Consider the following 18,180-nt stretch of genomic DNA (forward strand, 5'->3'; position numbering starts at 1 on the left):
TTAGCTATTTATTGGTGTTAATTGAGATAAATGAGAGGAAAGGTTTTTGATTGCACCAATAAGCGGATAAAAGAAAAGTGATTCTTCAATTTCTTTATCGTCTTTTCCGACATTGTCTAACTTCTTATTGTATTCTAATCCCTCTTCCAAGTAATCTCTTAAATGCTTATTTGCTTCTTCCTTGAATATTTTGAGTGATTCTTCAGAAACATTAAAATAATCATTAAAGCTGAAATTTTGGTTCAGAGACAAAAAGAACTTGTTGAAGTTCTTTACATAGGCTACAATGTTTGCTTTTGTATCTTCATCTAACCTATCATATGTTAGGCTTTTAATACCCTTGTCTTCAACACAAGTCAATGTTTCTTTTATTTTTCGGACATCAAAAGCTAAATCCTCAGGGTTAAGCATTAAACCACCTTTACAAGTAACCTCTTTAGGCATATCATTTTCTGTTTCAATCGACAATCCATCGGAATCAAAACTACTATCATAAACACTTTCAAATATTACTTTTGAAAAATTTGAGAGAATTTTTTTATCAGATGAGATGATATTCAAAATCTTAGAGCCTGTACCACTAAAGATAATATGCTTAGGAAGTTCAACTTCATTTAGTTTCATTAACTCAGCAATATGATAGATAATGGCCGTGTAGAAATAGATAAATATAATTTTTATGTCATCATCTTTTGATAAAAGCGAATTGTATGAAAATAGTTTTCTGTCTTTTATTTTCGGGTTGTCTTCAATAGAGAAAAAGAAAGCATTTAAGTCTTCAGACCTATCCTTTTTCTTAATTGATGATAACACTTTGGACAGATCGTTCATTTTGTTCGCAGTTAATAAGCTATCAAAATGTGGGAAGTACTTATTTATTAAGCCATTTGAATTTGCAGCACCAAACTCACTGTAACCATCCCCGAAAATTGTATTTGCTGCAAACTTGAACGAAGTAAGCAATAATGGCATATTTTGTTTGAAAACAACTATATCAGATGTACCACCTCCAATATCGATAGAAACAACTGGTTTAAAAGCGCCTCCGTGAAGTTTACCTGTGCCTTTAAAATAATAAAAAGGAGCTATAGATTCAGAAATTCCAACTGCTGGTTTTGTGGGGTTAAAAAACTGGTTAAATAATTCGTTCCAAGTACTTCCTAAATCAGCTATTCTTGCTGGCTTCATACTAGAAGGATAGAACCAAACTAATTGGGTTTGTGATAAATTACCTTTATTGAAAAGTACTTTGTTTCTCATTAGCATAATTATCTTTTCAAAAAATGCTCTTACACGCTTTTCATTGCCGATTTCCTTTTGTGACCATTTTAAATTCGTTTGTATTTTACCTTTTTCAGGTCTATGTCTTCGTTCATAAATGAATGGAATATTAAAATCAGCTAATGAAAAAGTCTCGGTTTGAACATTCAGCGAATGACTTTCAGCTATAACTGTTCTATGTGGGAACTTAAATTCTGAATCATTTCCTATTAAACTAGGAATGAACTCTTCTTCGACAAACTCTTTGATTGCGATGTTACCTGAACCCCCAAGGATTTCTTCACTTTTCGTTGATTGCTCAAATAATGTTGCAATTTGAATATCCTGCAAAGTAATATCAAAAGGTTTAGGTGTACTATCATCTACCTTATATTCTATATGGGTATTGGTTGTACCAAAATCTATAGCAAAACTGAATTTAGCGGCTCCCGGACTATAAGGCTTCCACGAAGGAATAATTATCCCTGAAATCCCTTCAGCTAACAAATTTTTCACTTGTATAAAGTCGAACTCTTTGTTAAGTACGTAATATTGAGATTCAGGAGTTAAGTTTCCTAAATCCTTTTTACTTCTTACTTTTTTCGCCTTAACTTCAATTGGCTCATTTTCGTTATTTGTGAAAAATTTTAAGTCATAATTAGAATTTTTCAGAATACCTGCAACATCTCGATCGACCAATTGTACTCGGTAATGAGCTTCAATATTTGGGTCGTTGGTTTTGATGAATGGAAAAAGTGTGATGCCAAATTGATGTTCTACAATTACCCCTTTATTCTTAACTTCGTCTGGCTTACCAATTTGATTATCGGGTGATTGGTAATACGTTCTTTCAAAAGAAATGTGTTCACCTTTCGCTACTGGTATTCGTAAGGTTACTTTTACTGAACCCGCAGCACCTTGCACCATTTTTATTTCAGGATTATTTTGTGAAGAGTTCAATAAATCTTCTGAATTGAAATAATCAAAAATTTTCTGTTTTAGAGGCAAGATGTACCCTTTGGAGTCATTTCCTACTTCTGTGTTTACATTCCCATCAAAAAATTTCTCCTTATTAATGGGATAAACCAAACGGATTAGATGAGGCTCTAAAAAATCACTTACTGTAAGATAGGGGTATTGAATGCTAATGCCTGGTAATCTTCTTTTCTCTAATACAGTTTCGGAATCTGCAAATGGTACTTGAATGGAATTATCCCATTGGTCATTTACATACCTGAAATTTTTATTAAGGTTGTTTTGAAGTACTAGGGGCTTTGCTTCATCCTTGCATTTTGTTGATTGAATGATGAAGTCGCTGGATTGAACTGCATTAACTACATCTTCTTTTTTTCGCTTTCGTAATGGAACTCCAACTACTTCAACCACATCTCCTGAAAGGCCTGTATCTAGTTCTGAATAGTTCGAGATAAAATCAGCAACATCTAAATTTTTAATTTCTTCATAAAGGTTATTATTGACTCTATCAAGGATTTTGAGGTTCTTATCCAAGTAGTCATTTATTACAGTTAGTCTTTGTGATAAAACTGGATTGGCTTTAAAAAGTAGATAAAAGTACTTTTGGAAGTCAGCATCTCTTTCATAAAGCGGAGCATAGGAGTCATCAAAGATTCTATCATTCTTTGTAAATGTAATTTGAGCGTGAGTCAAATCATTTGCAGTAGCAAAAAACATTGTGGCTGGAGAAGTAGAGCCAATTATTTTATGATTGTATTGGATCAGATAAAGTCTATTGAGCAAATCAAAGTTGTATGATTTCTTATCCTGGTCTAAATAAAGCTCTAGTGTTTCAGCCAAATGTCGATGTGCCGTTGAACCATTCTTAAGTTTTGCCAATTCAGTTTCCTTATCCCAAACAATTATTTTGACATTGTCCTTTTTACTGTCAATATTGAAAAGTAATTCTGCAAGGTCTAGAGCATCAGAAACTAGCTTCTCATCGTCCTTACCTGCAACCACATTACCGTCCTTCGTGTAGGCTTTTAAATCAGGCGATTTAGTAATGTTTCTGAAAGCTGTCTTTACTAAGTCAATTCTTGCAAAAGGGCTTGGTATTGCTGTTGGTAGTGAAATTTCACTTCCACCCTCAGGGTCTTTAATAGATTCAATTTCTTTATCCGAATAAGCATCAGATGTAAACCAATGCTGCCCCCCTTTTTTTGTGTAACCAAATATTTTGCTCATAATCTTTTAGTTTTTTAATCCGTAAGAGTCCTCTAAAATGCTTTCGGTAGTTTCATAGAACAGACCTATTAATCGTTTCTCAGCTGAGCTTCTGTCAAGTGACTTAGACTTCTTAGAAGTTTTGCTCAATTGATTATTGAACTCTCCATAATCAACCTTGCTTTTGAAAACTAAACCGTATTTACCAATTCTATCTTTAATAAGTGCATCAATTGATGAGTCTATGTTGAAAGGGGAAAAACCTCTTTTATTTTCTGCCATTTCTTTAAGCCAATCGGTGAAGGAGTTTAAAAACTCAGTAAGATTGGTACGGTAAAAAGTATTATCTACAAACTTTTTATTTATTTCAGGTGAGTCATTGCTCCAAGCTTCGTTTTCTACGGCACTGCTAAGGTGTTCTGTTAGATATTTTCTAAATAAGGCAAATTGAGAAAGTCGCAATGCGATTTTACGTTCAGTGTAATCTTCTAGGTCAGAAAATTTAATGTCAGATGCATCTTTGCGAATGCCAAACTCCTTGTAAATAGGCTTTAATGCCTTACCTTCTGAGGTTTCTAAATCTCTATCAGGCGTTTCCAAGAAATCAATTATAGCAAGAGCAGAAGCCATTTCTACAAAATGTGCATCATTCTTTTGTCCATTGTCCCCTGGATCGTTTTTATAAGGTTTCCCGCTGTAATTATCGGCAATGTAGTACAGGGAATTTATCGAATTATTGCCTGTAACATTATCTTTGTAGTAATACAATGCTGCCTTAGTCTTGGCTATAAAATCAGATTTCTGTATTGGACTATCATTGTCTTTCTCAATGTTGAAATAGGGTAATGCAGTAATAGCTCCAATTTTTGCATCCTGTAAAAAACCTTTGCCATCAATGTTCCGATTGTTCATCGCATCTCTGATGTTCTTGAGTATGGTGGGAAACCCTGCTGCACCTGTGCCGCCAAAAATTGAACTGATAATAAAGACTCTATCGTCCTCATTGTAATTGGATGCAAAATCCTTGAACTCTTGTGAGTCTTTAACTTGATTTAATACAATACTGCCAATATTAGGATTTCCAACGAAGCCAATATCCATTTCTACATCCAATAGATTAACTTCTTCGTGCCGTTTATTAATTGATTTTCCTGAAAAGAGAATGTCAGCTAAAGCCTTGTTAGGCTCATCTAATTGATTGAAACCAATATATTCGCTAAACTTTCTGCCACCAACTTCTTGCAGGTTAAAAGTGAAACTTCCGGATAGTCTATTTTGAGAGGTTGTAAGCCTGTCAAGCGTTGTGATTTTAGTGCTAAAAAAACCACTATCTAATCCTACTTCATTTGAAATTGTCTGATAATTTCCGAGTAATCTTTCAGTCCGTTTTAAATCTTCGTTTGATTTATGAGGATCGATAATAATCGGAACAATTTCAAAATTTTTGTCTGAATTAGGCTTCACTCCTGAAGCTAAAAGCATAGTAAGTGATTTCAAAACTCTTGAACCTGTGCCTCCTATTGCGAATATGTATAAACGTGCCATTGTATTTTTTAATTTTAAGGTTTCCAAAATGTTGTGTGTCTGCAATTATTGCTGAATCTTCTAAAGACTGGAATTGTTGTTATTACAGCGAATAGAATGAAACTCCATACAGCATTTGACAATCCAAAACCGACACAATCCGAAATGGTTATATTTAATTGATTGCAATAATCGCCCGCCTGAATACTGTTGTAAGGGATTAAAAAAGCAACGAGAAAATTTGCGAGAACTATTATCAAAGCAAAAATCCACCAATGAGTTTTGTTTTTCCATCGAGAACTATCAATTATGTGATATTGTAGAGTGTAGAAAAATGCTGTAGTTGCTATCATAATCCATCCGATGATTACATACCAAGGTGTGCCGATGTAATCGGTACAAGTAATATCCCATCCTCTTAATTGATCCCCCATATCTGTTGAGTAAAGTGGGTTCAAGCCAAACCATTCGTATAAACTAGCAAAGAATTCTTCCATAGTGGATTATTTTTTAATTGTTACAGTAATTGTAGTTATTGCATTCGAGCTGGATTTTGGATAAAAAGCATCGATTACCCCTTGTATCAAGTATTGTAAACCAAATGTCTTTTGTTGCTCGGAGATATCATTCAAAATATTGGAGTCATCAATTGAAGCTGAGTTGAAAACCCAATTTGGTGTTTGGCCCACAACTTGAATTTCTAAAATTTCATTTCTTAAATCTTTTGTTTTTAATTCGATTAAGTGCGTAAAACCTGAAAGGAAAGGGTCATTTTTATTTGAAATGAGCTCGACCTCTAGTTGATAACTTGAATTACTTACCACATAATTTGTTGTGTCCAAGAAGTAACTTGGATCTTGAATACTGTTGCTGAAATCAACGGCAAGATTGAATCCAAAAAAGGCATTGTTCTGTTTGTTCTTTGAAATAGAAGCATCCGCAATTATCTTGTTGTTTAATTCAGTTCTACTAAAATCTCCAATTTTTGGATTTGATAATATTTTGTAATTCGGTTGGCTCTGTTTCGCTTTAGATTGTAATACCAAGCTATTTAAATATCCTCCTTTTATGTTGGCCAATATTTTTTTATCTAAAATCTCATTAATATGATGGTTACTTCCGAATATCCAGATGTAATAAGGTCTTTTACCCTTATATAGAATAGGTTTATTGGTCTTGTCGTAATATGTACCCTCAAAATTTGACTCTAATTGAATAATAACAGCGGATAAACCAAACTCTATTATTTTCTCTGCAATATCAATTTTGATTCCAACGCCCTGATTGTTCAAATAATCTAAAGCATTTACATTTTTGCCTGGGCTAAAAACGAAATCAGAAATGAGTACAGCTGCGTTTCGGTCATTCACAGTTTTAAGCACAGTATTTATTATGTTTTTAAGATCGGAAACACTCCTATCTCCACCTTTTTGCCGAAAAGTTGATGGCTCTAGCTTTTCGATGAAATCTTGAATATCGGCTGGGAGTGCATTTTTCTTAGAGAAAGGGATGCTGTTATTGATATAGTTTAAGTTCAGGCTGTCGCAAACTTTGCTAATCTTAATGTCACCTAAAAGGTTATAAATTGCAGTTTCAAAATCTGTAACTCCCGTTACGTATCCGTCCATACTTGCCGAATTTTCCACGTAGACATTGATGTTAAATTCTTTTTGCTTTTCCTTTGATTTGGGTTGCCAAATATCTGCTTCTGAAAGATTTAGATTTTTTGCCGAATAATATTTGAGTAGGTATGAAATAACCTTCGTCGTGTCAATACTCCCATTATCAATTTTAAAAAGGTTAAAGCCAAGTTCTTCTGAGTTGGAAATATCTTCTAATAATCTTTCAAATTCTTTTTGGTCAATTTGGTTGTCATTTTTGGCGGACTCGAGGGCAGTGTTATTAAATGATTGAAATTCAGATGTGCAACTGGCTAGAAGCATTGAAGAGGAAAAAATTATTAGAATCGCTCTAACTCCGATATTTATTTGTACTATCATTTTTAACAGTGTCTGCTGGTATAACCTATCTTCGAGAGTGGCAGTATTTTTTAGCTCCATATTTTTTTCTGCTTAAATAAGTTTCTAAAAGTAGATTTTATTCAATTTCTTTTTTTATGGTTTTTCTCATTTTGATCATTTTCCTGTCGAGCGTTGGCAAAAAAAAATAGGCTCTTTTGCTTTTTCAGCGTTGGCTTTGCATGTCGGCAAAAACCAAATGTGCCTGTTTGCGCGTGGACTTTCTTTGTATGCCGCACAACTTGTTTATATACGTGTATAATATGCCGATAAACCTACTAATTGATACGTAAGGCGTCCTAATGTTGTCTTCTATTTCATATCTTCATGTCGTTTAAGGGACTTCGTATTTGCCGCATATCTTCCCCGTTCTGGGAATTGTCTTCGATAAATTGTGGCTCAGAATCTCCTGGAAGTACTGATTATTTACACCTTTATTGATCAGGTGGGTAGCAAAAGAGTGGCGTAAGGTGTGAAGCGTTACGCTTTTTTTAATACCTGCCTTCTCTATAGCTCTTTTAAGTACCTGCGCTGCGCTCCTGTTGCTATATTTAGCTTTCCTATTTCCTTCCAACAGACCATGGCAATAACAGACATGGAACCAAACACTTTTTCCAAAGTGAGTGAGTAGATTGTATGTTATGGATGCGACGGTATGGTCGGGGCTGGTGGGCACAATGAATGGGGTTAACTGTAAAATTAAAACCCAAGATATAAATTTATTTTAACAAATTCTTGTTTGGCGGAAAAATTTGATTCTTCGTATTAAGAATAATTATTTCCATTGGAAAATGCAATCGGAGTGATACCTGGTTTGCACCGGCAGGACTGGCATCGGAAGAATACATTTCTGCAAGTTGGCTTCAGCATAGGCGAATCCACAGAGATCTCTATGTAATAAATCCTGCCAACAGATCACCAGCGATCTTACTCCTCAAATGGGGTAATACATACCGGCGAAACAACAGCTGTAAATGCTGAATCCAACAGGGTGAGTTCGCCACTGTCTTCATCGCGGGAATAGCTGGATATATTCCCAGATCGTTCATTGGCTACGTAGACGAACTTCCCATCGGGTGCGATGTAAAAATTTCGGGGCCAGTAGCCGTACACATCGGTGAATCCAACCCGCTCCAACTGACCAGTGGACTCATCGATCCGGTAAATGACGAGGCTGTTGTGCCCGCGGTTGGATCCATAGAGGAATTTTCCGTCGGGGGAGAGGTGGATATCCGCGCAATAACTTTCGCCGCTAAAATCCTCCGGTAAAGTGGAATACAAATCAATGCCCGTCAATAAACCGGTTGCGGCGTCGTAGTGCATGGCCTGAACCGTGTTCCGCAGCTCATTGATCGCATACGCATAGGGTCTGTTCGGATGGAAGGTCATGTGACGCGGACCCGATCCCGGTGGTAATTCAAACGTCGCGGGGTTCAATTCGGTCAACCGTTTGTTCTGAGCGTCGAGCTGATACATATGAATTTGGTCTGTGCCCAAATCGGGGACATAAACGTAGTTTTGATCCGGAGAAATGGTGGTCTGATGGGGGTGCGAACTGCCCTGGTTGGGGTGGGGCCCCGACCCTTCGTATTTATAGTGATCGACCGGCCCAGAAATGGAACCGTCATCCTCCAGATGATACATGGTGAATACGCCGGTGCTGTAATTGGCGACAAATAGCATGGTTTGAGCCTGATTAACCGCCACATGGCAGGCCGATCGACCGAGACTGGACTGGTGATTGAGGTAGGTCAGCGACAAATCCGGTTCGATGCGGAAGGCATAAACCATCCCGCCGTCTTCAGTGGTCTCACTGACTGTATACAGAAACTGACCGTCTTTAGACACCGCCTGGAAATTGGGGTTGTCCAGTTCGAGTAGCAAGGAATCAAAAGTTAATTTGCCAGTAGAAAGATCGCGCGTTGCCCGATAGATTCCTTTGGAGTTGGGTTCGTCCGAACTGGTATAGGTTCCTATAATGAGCTTTTCCGTTTTCATTTGATTTTTATTTAGAGGGGTGGATTCGTCCTGTGGGGCCGATGAGCTCCCACAACTGAACAGGGTCCAAAGCATTCCGATGTACAATCCACAAGGTAGTACTAATTTTAAAAAGGAGGTATTTTTCATACTTTTTGGTGTTTTGTCGAAATCTTTGAATCGCATGGGATTACATCCGCGTATAATACAGCTTTTCTGAGACATTGGTGTATTGGTGGATCATCTGTTTGTAATTTTGATAGGAAGTATAGACCTCCTTGATCTCCTCGTCCGCATCGGCCAGGGCCTGGAGGGTTTCATCGGTCACCTTTTTCAAGGTATCCAAAATCTCCGGACTAAATGTACGGATCTCAATGTTGGCGTTGTTTTTGAGTTCGTCCAGGGCCGTTGCATTTTTATGCAGCATTTCGGACATGGCCCAGTCGTTGCAATACCCGGCGCATACCTCGATAATTTGCTGAAGATGCGTAGGGAGCTCATCAAAAGCCTTGCTGTGGACGATCAGCTCCATCGTACTGCCGGGTTCATGCCATCCCGGGGTGTAATAATATTTTGCAATGTCCTGAAAACCCATTAACTGATCGTGGTAGGGGCCGACCCATTCCGTCGCATCGATGACACCCCGTTCCAGATTGGTATATATTTCGCCGCCCGCTACCAATACCGGGGTGGCTCCCACGGCTTTGAGGATCCGGCTGGCCAGACCAGGAATCCGCATTTTTAAGGATTTAAAATCGGCCATGGAGTTGATTTCCTTATTGAACCAGCCCCCCATCTGCAGCGCGGTATTTCCACTGAGAAAAGGGCGCAAGTGATACCGGTCGTATATTTTACGCCACAATTCGATTCCCCCGCCGTGGTTGATCCAGGCGGTTTGTTCCGAAGCATTGAGTCCAAAGGGCACGGTCGTGAAAAACTGGGTCGCAGGCACTTTGCCCGTCCAGTAGTAAGCGGCTCCATGGCCGATCTGGGCAGTGCCGGAACTGACTGCATCAAATACCTCGAGGGCCGGAATGAGCTCGCCGGCCCCGTACACTTTAATGTCCAGCTGACCACCGGACATTTCATACACCTTCCGGGCAAACAGTTGGCAGGAAGTCCCCATCACCGGAAAGTTTGGTGGCCAGGTGGTCACCATAAACCATTTGTATTTTTTATTCGTGATGATGGCTGGGGCTTTCCCTTGGGTGGACTCTTCCGCCCGGCATCCCGCGAGCAGTGATCCGGCAGAGAGTGCCGCAGCGGTCTGAATAAATTTTTTCCGGTTCATCATGAATTAGGACCCCGTATTGATCCGGGCGATGTATTTGTTTTTCTTCCCATTCTCCAGGAGGATGTATTTCCCGTGCAGTACATCATCCGCGGTAAATTTATACTCAAAGTCCTTAATCTTTTTCTTGTTAACCGATACTGCATTGCCCTTGATGGCTCGCCGCGCTTCGCCATTGCTCTTGAAGACCCGTTCATCGCCGACCGCTACATCAAGCAGCCCGCCGGAATCCACTTCTGACTTTTCAATGTCGAAGGCCGGAATCTCCCGCGCGATGCTGTTTAGTTCTTTTTCGCTGAGGGCCTGGACGTATTCCGGAGAAAGCTTGTTGTTGAAGAGGATCTCGGAAACCTTGAGGACCGAATCGTATTCCTCCTGCCCGTGAATCCGGATGGTCAGTTCCCGGGCTAATTCGCTTTTCAATGTCCGCGGATCTGCATCCGAAGCTAGCACCTCCTGGAGTTCCGAAATGGGGCGCAATGAAAAAGTACGGATAAATTTGTCAATATCCCGATCGTCCCCATTGATCCAGAATTGGTAAAATTGGTAGGGGGAGGTTAATTGCGGGTCAAGCCAAATGTTTCCTTCCGTGGATTTCCCAAACTTCGTTCCGTCGGCTTTCACAAGCAGGGGAGAGGTGAGGGCGTATGCTTTTTTCCCGGTATTGCGGCGGATAAACTCGGTTCCCGAGGTGATGTTGCCCCACTGGTCCGAGCCCCCCATCTGCAGGTCGATTCCATGCTTTTCCATGAGCAATTGAAAATCATAGCCCTGCAATAATTGATAACTGAACTCCGTGAAGGAAAGTCCCGTGGTAATCCGTTTTTTGACGCTTTCCTTGGACATCATGTAATTGACCGTGAGTGTCTTTCCGGCATCGCGCAAAAACTCCAGCACATTCATGTCCTTGTAAAAATCAAAGTTGTTGACCATCAGGGCTTTATTATCCCCGCTGTCAAAGTTGATTAACTGTCGAAATTGATTTTGCTGATGTTCCAGGTTGCGCTGGATTTCGTCGTCCGATTTCAACTCCCGCTCCGTATCTTTGAAAGAGGGATCGCCGATTCGTCCGGTGGCACCGCCCATCAGTACGACGGGGGTATGACCATGTTGTTGAAACAAGGTCAGACTCATGATCTGCACATAGTTTCCAATGGTCAGCGAGGGGGCTGTCGGATCAAACCCAATATATCCTTTGGTCTTGTTTTTAGCGAGGTGTTCTTCCAGCCCCGGCGTCATATCATGGATCATTTTCCGCCACTGCAGTTCTTCTATAAAATTCATTTCTTTCATTTTCCGTTTTCAAAAATTGAAACAATAATAAGTATAATTCGTCAAAATCTAATTATTTCACCAAATTGCGTACCTCTATGAACCAAAAATAAATCGGGAGTCGTTGAGATGCTGATGCTTATCAAATATTTTTACTGGTTATGCTTAGTTCTTTGTTCCACAAAAGAACACCGTCAATCCGTCGGACTGATCCAAAACGAACTGGAGAACCGATTGCGCACTAGGAGAGCATGGGGCACCATTTTTATTTTATCGAATCCGGTCAATCTATGAATTCCATCTGGTACATAGCACGTAAAATTGGGTTTGGTCAGGGGGCTCGATTTACCCGGTTTATGCTGGGGCTGGGCACGGTCTCCATTGCTTTGAGTATTGCTATTATGATCCTGGCCAATGCGATAACCAATGGGTTTCAGCACCAGATCACCCAGAAAATCTACGACTTTTGGGGCCACATCCACATTAGCAGCGGTTATACCAATAAATTTTTTGAAACCGAAGCGATTACGCTGGACAGTATACTGCTGGAGGAAATCCGGGATCTGGACCTCACAAAACAAGGCGCTGCCGGAAAAGTCCGATCAGTGGATGGGATTATCCAGTATCCGGTGATTCTGCAGCAAAACGACTTACTGGAAGGCGCGATTATTCGTTCTTTGGATTCGACCTATCGGTATGATGTGATGGATCAATATATGGTGGAAGGATCACTGGATTCGTTTCAGATGGAAGAACGGTCGGTGATGCTTTCCAGGTCGATCCAACGCAAAATGGATGCCGAGGTTGGGGACCGGATAATTCTATACTTCATCAAAGATGACCAGCAGTTGCCCCGACGATTTCGCATCCGGGGCATTTACAATACGGGGGTCATGGAATACGATGATAAAATCGTTTTTGCACGCACCGAAGACATCCGGAACATCCTGGGTTTTGAATTGGGGACATTTACCTCTTACGAAGTTAGTTTGGAAAAAAATCAGGATATTTCCGTGTACGACGATTACCTCTATCAAAATGTCGTCCCATCGGAGTATTTTAATTTTAGCATTGAAGAACTCTGGCCCAACATTTTTCAGTGGGTTTATATGCAGGAAACCAATGAGCAACTCATCATGGTCTTGCTGCTTATCGTGAGTGTGATCAATATGATCACGGTATTCTTTATTCTGGTGATGGAAAAGGTTCAAGTAATCGGCTTGTTTAAGGCACTGGGTGCACTCAACCGGGATGTCCGGCGGATATTTATCTTGTTGGCGGGCCGAATCCTATTCTTTGGGATCCTTATTGGAAATGGATTGGCCTTGGTGCTGGGATACCTGCAGCAAAGGTTCCAGTTGATCACTCTGGACGAATCGGAGTATTACATCAGTCATGTGCCCATTGAATTTAATTTCAGTTTTATATTAATGATCAATGGTATTGTACTGATCGTTTGTGTACTGTTTATGTTTCTACCTGCTTTGGTAATTTCCCGGATCCGACCCTCGAAGACGTTGCGGTTTGCGTGAGGGTGTTGGACGCTGGGCTGTTGGTCGATGGGACGCTGCGCTGACCGTGGAAGACACTTGCAGCCTCAGGGTGTGCGAGAGGATAGTGGCTTACACCTAACCAGCCCGGCCCGGGCATTACCACGTGGTGTTTAATCCCCATCCTGCTGAGACCAAACAAATGCTCGACACTAGTGGTCGTAGTGAACGAAGGCGAAGCCAAAAAAAAAAGGTGGTGAATTTGATTCGTGCACTCTGTGACCGCTCTGCGGTCAAAAGGATTTTATGATCCGGTTGCTAATAAACTTGGACCGCTCTGCGGTCGTGTTTTCGGAATTAATCTGGACTTGGACCCTGGAATTTCGCTTCGCAACGGGAGGTAGACTTCGCTTTTAAGCCGCTGTGCTTTGGGGCGCTACGCTGTTGGGACGCTACCCTTTAGTAGTTGGTGTCAGACACTTGCCGGGAGAGGTTAGTGGGTGGGGTAGTGTCTGACACCTAAAGTGGTTCCCCAACTGGGATAGGGACGCTTTGCTGTTGGGTGTTGGGCCGCTGCGCTTTGGTCATTGGTACGCGCTTTTGGTACGCTGCACTGTTGGTACGCCTCCCTGCTCCGCGACGGGAGGTAAACTTTGGTTGATGTGTCCGCATTTTTCTCGACAAATTTTCAATATCTACAGAATTTTATACAGCATATTCAAATAAAAGTGGGATTGGGGACACAGCATGGGTAGAAATTGTGCCGGATAAAAGCTTTTTAGCACCAACCAATGGATGGTTCCAACAATTATTTGATAAATTGTATCTTGTTCGCTTCTATAATCTGAATAAAATTCAATCAACTAGCACGTGGAACCACTCAATCATGATTCAATACCTCTTAAAAGAAAATGGCAAGGTTATCGAGCAGGAACACCTTCAACCCGGGTGTTGGATTAACATCAAACCGCCCTTCGAACCCAATGAGTTGCATGATATTGCCGAATTCTTTGAAATCCCCGGCGATTTTCTGACCGATGCCCTCGATATCGATGAGCGCTCTCGGTATGAGAAAGAAGACAACGGACGACTGATTTTGGTCAATACCCCCATCCTCAATGAAAAGGAGCAGGAAAATGAAGCGCTCTATATAACGGCGCCCATCGGGATCATTCTCACCGAAAACCACCTCATCACGATCTCTGCCCAGGAAAACCCTGTGTTGCAGCTGTTTATTGATTCGCGGGTGAAGGATTGGGCACCGGAACAACCCAATCTGATGGTGTTGCGGATTTTCGAGCAAATCGTACTTCGCTTTTTGGCTTGTCTGAAAAAATTGAACTTAAAGCGGCACCTTGTAGAATCCGAGTTGTACAACAGCAGTCAAAGTTCGGACTTAAAGCAATTGTTGCGTATTGAAAAAAGTCTGGTGTATTTTGTCAGTTCACTAAGCTCCAACGAATTGCTGAAAATGAAAATGAAGCGGACCGATTTTTTGCGTTTGAAGAATGATGAAGATCTCATTGATTTGTTTGAAGATGTGATTATCGATAATTCCCAGGCGCTGGACATGGCCAATATTCATACCAATATCATCAACGGCACCATGGAAGCGCATGCGTCGATCATTTCCAATAACCTGAATTTGTTCGTCAACCGATTAACCATTATTACGGTCGTCTTGATGCTGCCCACATTGATCGCCTCGTTTTACGGCATGAACGTGGAAGGCTTGCCTTTTGATGACAGTCCGTATGGCTTTGCCATTATAGTAATCTTGTCGATATCCGTTTCAGTGATATTGCTGGTGATCTTTCGCCGGAAAAATCTTTTTTAATCCACCCTTTCATGGGCTGGTTTGTAATGATCTTTCAGGTCACGACGAACGGGTACACCCAACTTTCCCAGGGATTTGGCCACGATCATAGATACGCTGGCATCACCGGTGACATTGACGATGGTTCGGCACATGTCCAAAGGCCGGTCCACCGCAAAAATCAAAGCCAGTCCGGCTTCGGGTATGCCAACAGAACTCAGGACGATGACAAGCATGACCATACCTGCACCCGGAACGGCTGCGGAACCGATCGATGCGAGGGTGGCGGTCACGACGATGGTCAGTTGGTCCATGAAGGTCAGATCTATACTCAATGCCTGGGCGATAAAAATAGCGGCTACAGCTTGATACAGACTGGTTCCATCCATATTAATGGTGGCACCTACCGGTAAGACAAAGCTGGATACTTCTTCATCCACGCCAATGTGCTCTGTCACTCGCTCCATGGTCACCGGAAGCGTGGCGGCACTTGAACTTGTCGAAAAGGCAAGCAGCTGAGCCGGGGAAATTCCATTGAAAAACTTACGATAACTATAACCGGTAAAAATTTTAATAGCCAATGGATAAATCACGAAAATCATAATAGCGAGCCCCATCAGGACCGTAAATCCATACCACAACAGGGCCTGGAAAAGATCCAGGCTCGGGGCATCAACCACGAGCGAGGCCATTAAGGCAAACACCCCATAGGGAGCTCCCAGCATAATCATGTCGATGATTTTCAAGACCACCTCATTGACGCCTCCGATAAATTCCTTGATCGGCTCTGCTTTTTTGGGATCGATAAGTATCAATGCGATTCCGAAGAGAATGACCACAAAAATAACCTGGAGCATACTTCCATTGTCAGTAGCTGCGAGAAAGATGTTGTCCGGAATCAGGTCTATCAGCGGTTGTAGAGGGCCTTGATCTTTTTGCGACATCGCGGCTTCTATCCTCGAACTGGCATCACCGGCATAGCTTTCGAGCAGATTGTCGCGGGTGGATTCTTCAATGGAGTAACCGGGTTGGATCAGATTGACACTAATGAGACCGATGGTGATGGCCAGAACGGTGGAGACGATATAGATCAAAATGGTTCGGGTCCCCATTTTGGATAATTTAGAAATATCCTTGAGGTCTGCGATCCCGTTCAAAAGAGACGCAATGATCAAGGGGACGGCAATAAGTTTCAGCAGATTAATGAATATAACTCCAAACGGGTCAATCCAATTGGATATAAAATTTTCACCATGGAGTTGGACCGCCACAAACCCCACAACGATCCCCAAAACCATACCCAGTAAAATCTGCCAATGGAGTGCTAATCTTTTCATATCGCGGTGCTTCTGTTTTTATTGCAAAAACACGTAAGATATAAAAAAGCAGATCGTTTGGATGAAAATTATCTATTGTTCTGTGTGAACAGGGATGTTTTTTAGCGACACATCAAAATGAGAGGTGTGAAAAATACACTGGCCTTTGGATATCACCAATATTTGAGGTGATTCGTGTTGTACGTTAATTTGGGTGGCAAGATTAGCGCTTAAACTGCGTTGTTTGATCACATCGATCAGGTGAATATCTGTGAATTGGGGGGCATCTTTCGCCTCTTTTTCCAGACGTTGCTTGACGATATTACTAATACCACAACTGTTGCTGTGCTTAAATATCAATTGATTTTCCTGCTGTGATTCTTGAAGGATTTTGTCAATATGCTCCTTCTCTGTAACCGGGTTCCATTTAATGTTTGTCATAGTGTGAAGAACACACCTTGTCAAAATAAGTTTGAAAGAAATTCAAATATATTTAATTCAGCCGGGCAGCCATACCCTCTGTTGCAACTTGTGGTCAAAAACACGGCCAAAACGAATACAGCGAGGCTAAGTAAAGATTTGTTTCTGTTACGGATCATCTAAATTTTTTGTGATTTAACGCAATCTTGTCTGCTTTTATTGAAAGTCGTACATATATTTTTTAATTTTATCTTATTCAATGACTAAAAATGGGGCGAGATGGATATCGTTGACAAGATATTTGTGGTAACGGGTGCGGGGTCTGGACTGGGACATGCGACCACCCAAGGGCTATGCGATGCCGGTGCTGCTGTTATTGCGCTGGATCTTAAGTTTGACCCGGATACGCTGGATGACTGGGAGAAGAAGAAGGTAGTTCCCCTGGTGTGTGATGTCCGGGAATCTGAGGAGATGATTAGAGCAGTGCAGTCTGGTGTCTCTCACTTTGGTCATTTGCACGGTGCCATTGCCTGTGCTGGTGTAGCTCCGGCGCAAAAATTGCACAGTTCCCGAAGTGGGAGCCATTCCGCGGAAGACTTTGCGAACACCGTGGCTATCAATCTGACCGGGACGTTTAATCTATTTAATAGTTGCGTTCCTCATCTCAAGGAGAATACGATGAATCCTGAACGGGGCGTGTTAATCGCCACCTCAAGCATTGCAGCTACGGAGGGTCAGATCGGACAGGTGGCCTATGCTGCCTCAAAAGGGGGCGTTAGTGCTATGATTTTGCCTTTAGCTCGTGAACTGGCTCGATCGGGGATCCGGGTCAATGCCATCGCTCCGGGTATTTTTGGAACGCCTATGGTCGCTGGTTTTCCGGAGAAAGTTCAGGATTCCTTAGCAGCTTCCGTGCCTTTTCCTAAGCGGCTTGGAAACCCCACTGAATTTGCCCGATTAGTAAAACATATTATTGAAAATGAATATATAAACGGGACGGTGGTTCGATTGGACGGGAGTGTTCGGATGGGGTAGGCCAATGATCAATGGTTGATTATCGATGATTAATACCATTTGTATTTGATAATGCCGTATTAGTCGCTACGCTGTTGGGACGCTTCGCTGTTGGTCATTGGGACGCTACGCTTTAGTAGTTGGTGTCAGACACTTGCCGGGAGAGGTTAGTGGGTGGGGGTAGTGTCTGACACCTGAATAACAACCCAGTCAATCTAAGGTGTAAGGGTGCCCTCCACCGAAAGCTGGCGCTTTGGTCATTGGGACGCTTCGCTGTTGGGACGCTTCGCTTTGGAAGGTGCCCCAGACTGTGGAAGACACTTGCAGCCAAAGGGTATGCGGATAACTCTTCCATTGCTGAACTAATCCGGCTGAAATTATCGGCAGCTAAAGCAGCCGTTACTAGGGGTGTAGTGGGTTTTGACAACTTTGGTGGAGTGTCATTCCTTCATCCTAATTCCAATTCATCTTTTACATAAGTATGCGGATAACTCTTTCATTCCTGAAATAATCCGGCTGAAATTATCGGCAGCTAAAGCAGCCGTTACTAGGGGTGTAGTGGGTTTTGACAACTTTGGTGGAGTGTCATTCCTTCATCCTA

General features: G+C 41.6%; 13 protein-coding genes. 3 read left to right on the forward strand and 10 right to left on the reverse strand.

Annotated elements, in window-relative coordinates:
• The 8 genes from KUV50_RS02935 to tyrS all read right to left on the reverse strand — a co-directional run bounded on the left by KUV50_RS02935 (position 1) and on the right by tyrS (position 11,535).
• Entirely contained in the window at positions 1–3,462 is a 3,462-nt protein-coding gene (locus KUV50_RS02935) for a hypothetical protein (protein WP_222578597.1), read from the reverse strand.
• 6 nt (positions 3,463–3,468) lie between these two features.
• A complete protein-coding gene (locus KUV50_RS02940; RefSeq protein WP_222578598.1) occupies positions 3,469–4,986 on the reverse strand; it encodes a hypothetical protein in 1,518 nt (505 codons plus the stop codon).
• 14 nt (positions 4,987–5,000) lie between these two features.
• Positions 5,001–5,462 (reverse strand): hypothetical protein, encoded by a 462-nt coding sequence (locus KUV50_RS02945; RefSeq protein ID WP_222578599.1) that lies wholly within the window; start codon positions 5,460–5,462, stop codon positions 5,001–5,003.
• A gap of 6 nt (positions 5,463–5,468) precedes the next feature.
• Positions 5,469–7,025 carry a hypothetical protein gene (locus KUV50_RS02950; protein ID WP_222578600.1) on the reverse strand — a complete coding sequence of 519 codons (1,557 nt, stop codon included), beginning with the start codon at positions 7,023–7,025 and terminating at the stop codon, positions 5,469–5,471.
• 292 nt (positions 7,026–7,317) lie between these two features.
• Positions 7,318–7,659 carry a tyrosine-type recombinase/integrase gene (locus KUV50_RS19675; RefSeq protein ID WP_222578601.1) on the reverse strand — a complete coding sequence of 114 codons (342 nt, stop codon included), beginning with the start codon at positions 7,657–7,659 and terminating at the stop codon, positions 7,318–7,320.
• A gap of 251 nt (positions 7,660–7,910) precedes the next feature.
• The gene (locus KUV50_RS02960; RefSeq protein WP_222578602.1) at positions 7,911–9,110 is read right to left on the reverse strand and encodes a lactonase family protein; all 1,200 of its coding nucleotides are present in this window, start codon (positions 9,108–9,110) and stop codon (positions 7,911–7,913) included.
• 40 nt (positions 9,111–9,150) lie between these two features.
• Positions 9,151–10,254, reverse strand: a complete 1,104-nt coding sequence (locus KUV50_RS02965) for a TRAP transporter substrate-binding protein (RefSeq protein ID WP_222578603.1) — start codon at positions 10,252–10,254, stop codon at positions 9,151–9,153.
• A gap of 3 nt (positions 10,255–10,257) precedes the next feature.
• The gene (tyrS, locus tag KUV50_RS02970) at positions 10,258–11,535 is read right to left on the reverse strand and encodes a tyrosine--tRNA ligase (protein WP_222578604.1); all 1,278 of its coding nucleotides are present in this window, start codon (positions 11,533–11,535) and stop codon (positions 10,258–10,260) included.
• 278 nt (positions 11,536–11,813) lie between these two features.
• Here tyrS and KUV50_RS02975 point away from each other — a divergent pair, with 278 nt between their 5' ends.
• Entirely contained in the window at positions 11,814–13,055 is a 1,242-nt protein-coding gene (locus KUV50_RS02975) for an ABC transporter permease (RefSeq protein ID WP_222578605.1), read from the forward strand.
• Between the two features lie 844 nt (positions 13,056–13,899).
• On the forward strand, positions 13,900–14,850 hold the full coding sequence (locus KUV50_RS02980) for a magnesium transporter CorA family protein (RefSeq protein ID WP_222578606.1): 951 nt from the start codon (positions 13,900–13,902) through the stop codon (positions 14,848–14,850).
• Here KUV50_RS02980 and KUV50_RS02985 read toward each other — a convergent pair.
• Positions 14,847–16,166: a dicarboxylate/amino acid:cation symporter gene (locus tag KUV50_RS02985; RefSeq protein ID WP_222578607.1), complete on the reverse strand. Its 1,320-nt coding sequence runs from the start codon at positions 16,164–16,166 to the stop codon at positions 14,847–14,849. The genes KUV50_RS02980 and KUV50_RS02985 overlap by 4 nt on opposite strands.
• Before the next feature lie 72 nt (positions 16,167–16,238).
• Positions 16,239–16,586, reverse strand: coding sequence for a bacillithiol system redox-active protein YtxJ (gene ytxJ, locus KUV50_RS02990; RefSeq protein WP_222578608.1), 348 nt, complete (start codon positions 16,584–16,586; stop codon positions 16,239–16,241).
• A gap of 258 nt (positions 16,587–16,844) precedes the next feature.
• Here ytxJ and KUV50_RS02995 point away from each other — a divergent pair, with 258 nt between their 5' ends.
• Positions 16,845–17,600: an SDR family oxidoreductase gene (locus KUV50_RS02995; protein WP_222578609.1), complete on the forward strand. Its 756-nt coding sequence runs from the start codon at positions 16,845–16,847 to the stop codon at positions 17,598–17,600.
• The last annotated feature ends 580 nt before the right edge of the window (positions 17,601–18,180 follow it).

The sequence above is a fragment of the Membranihabitans marinus genome (assembly GCF_019802045.1).
GTDB lineage: Bacteria > Bacteroidota > Bacteroidia > Chitinophagales > Saprospiraceae > Membranihabitans > Membranihabitans marinus_A.

Excerpts from the sequence above, each read along its gene's own strand:
- KUV50_RS02935 (WP_222578597.1), bottom strand. The coding sequence starts at position 3,462 with ATGAGCAAAATATTTGGTTACACAAAAAAAGGGGGGCAGCATTGGTTT.
- KUV50_RS02940 (WP_222578598.1), bottom strand. The coding sequence starts at position 4,986 with ATGGCACGTTTATACATATTCGCAATAGGAGGCACAGGTTCAAGAGTT.
- KUV50_RS02945 (WP_222578599.1), bottom strand. The coding sequence starts at position 5,462 with ATGGAAGAATTCTTTGCTAGTTTATACGAATGGTTTGGCTTGAACCCA.
- KUV50_RS02950 (WP_222578600.1), bottom strand. The coding sequence starts at position 7,025 with ATGGAGCTAAAAAATACTGCCACTCTCGAAGATAGGTTATACCAGCAG.
- KUV50_RS02960 (WP_222578602.1), bottom strand. The coding sequence starts at position 9,110 with ATGAAAAATACCTCCTTTTTAAAATTAGTACTACCTTGTGGATTGTAC.
- KUV50_RS02965 (WP_222578603.1), bottom strand. The coding sequence starts at position 10,254 with ATGATGAACCGGAAAAAATTTATTCAGACCGCTGCGGCACTCTCTGCC.
- tyrS (WP_222578604.1), bottom strand. The coding sequence starts at position 11,535 with ATGAATTTTATAGAAGAACTGCAGTGGCGGAAAATGATCCATGATATG.
- KUV50_RS02975 (WP_222578605.1), top strand. The coding sequence starts at position 11,814 with ATGAATTCCATCTGGTACATAGCACGTAAAATTGGGTTTGGTCAGGGG.
- KUV50_RS02980 (WP_222578606.1), top strand. The coding sequence starts at position 13,900 with ATGATTCAATACCTCTTAAAAGAAAATGGCAAGGTTATCGAGCAGGAA.
- KUV50_RS02985 (WP_222578607.1), bottom strand. The coding sequence starts at position 16,166 with ATGAAAAGATTAGCACTCCATTGGCAGATTTTACTGGGTATGGTTTTG.
- ytxJ (WP_222578608.1), bottom strand. The coding sequence starts at position 16,586 with ATGACAAACATTAAATGGAACCCGGTTACAGAGAAGGAGCATATTGAC.
- KUV50_RS02995 (WP_222578609.1), top strand. The coding sequence starts at position 16,845 with ATGGATATCGTTGACAAGATATTTGTGGTAACGGGTGCGGGGTCTGGA.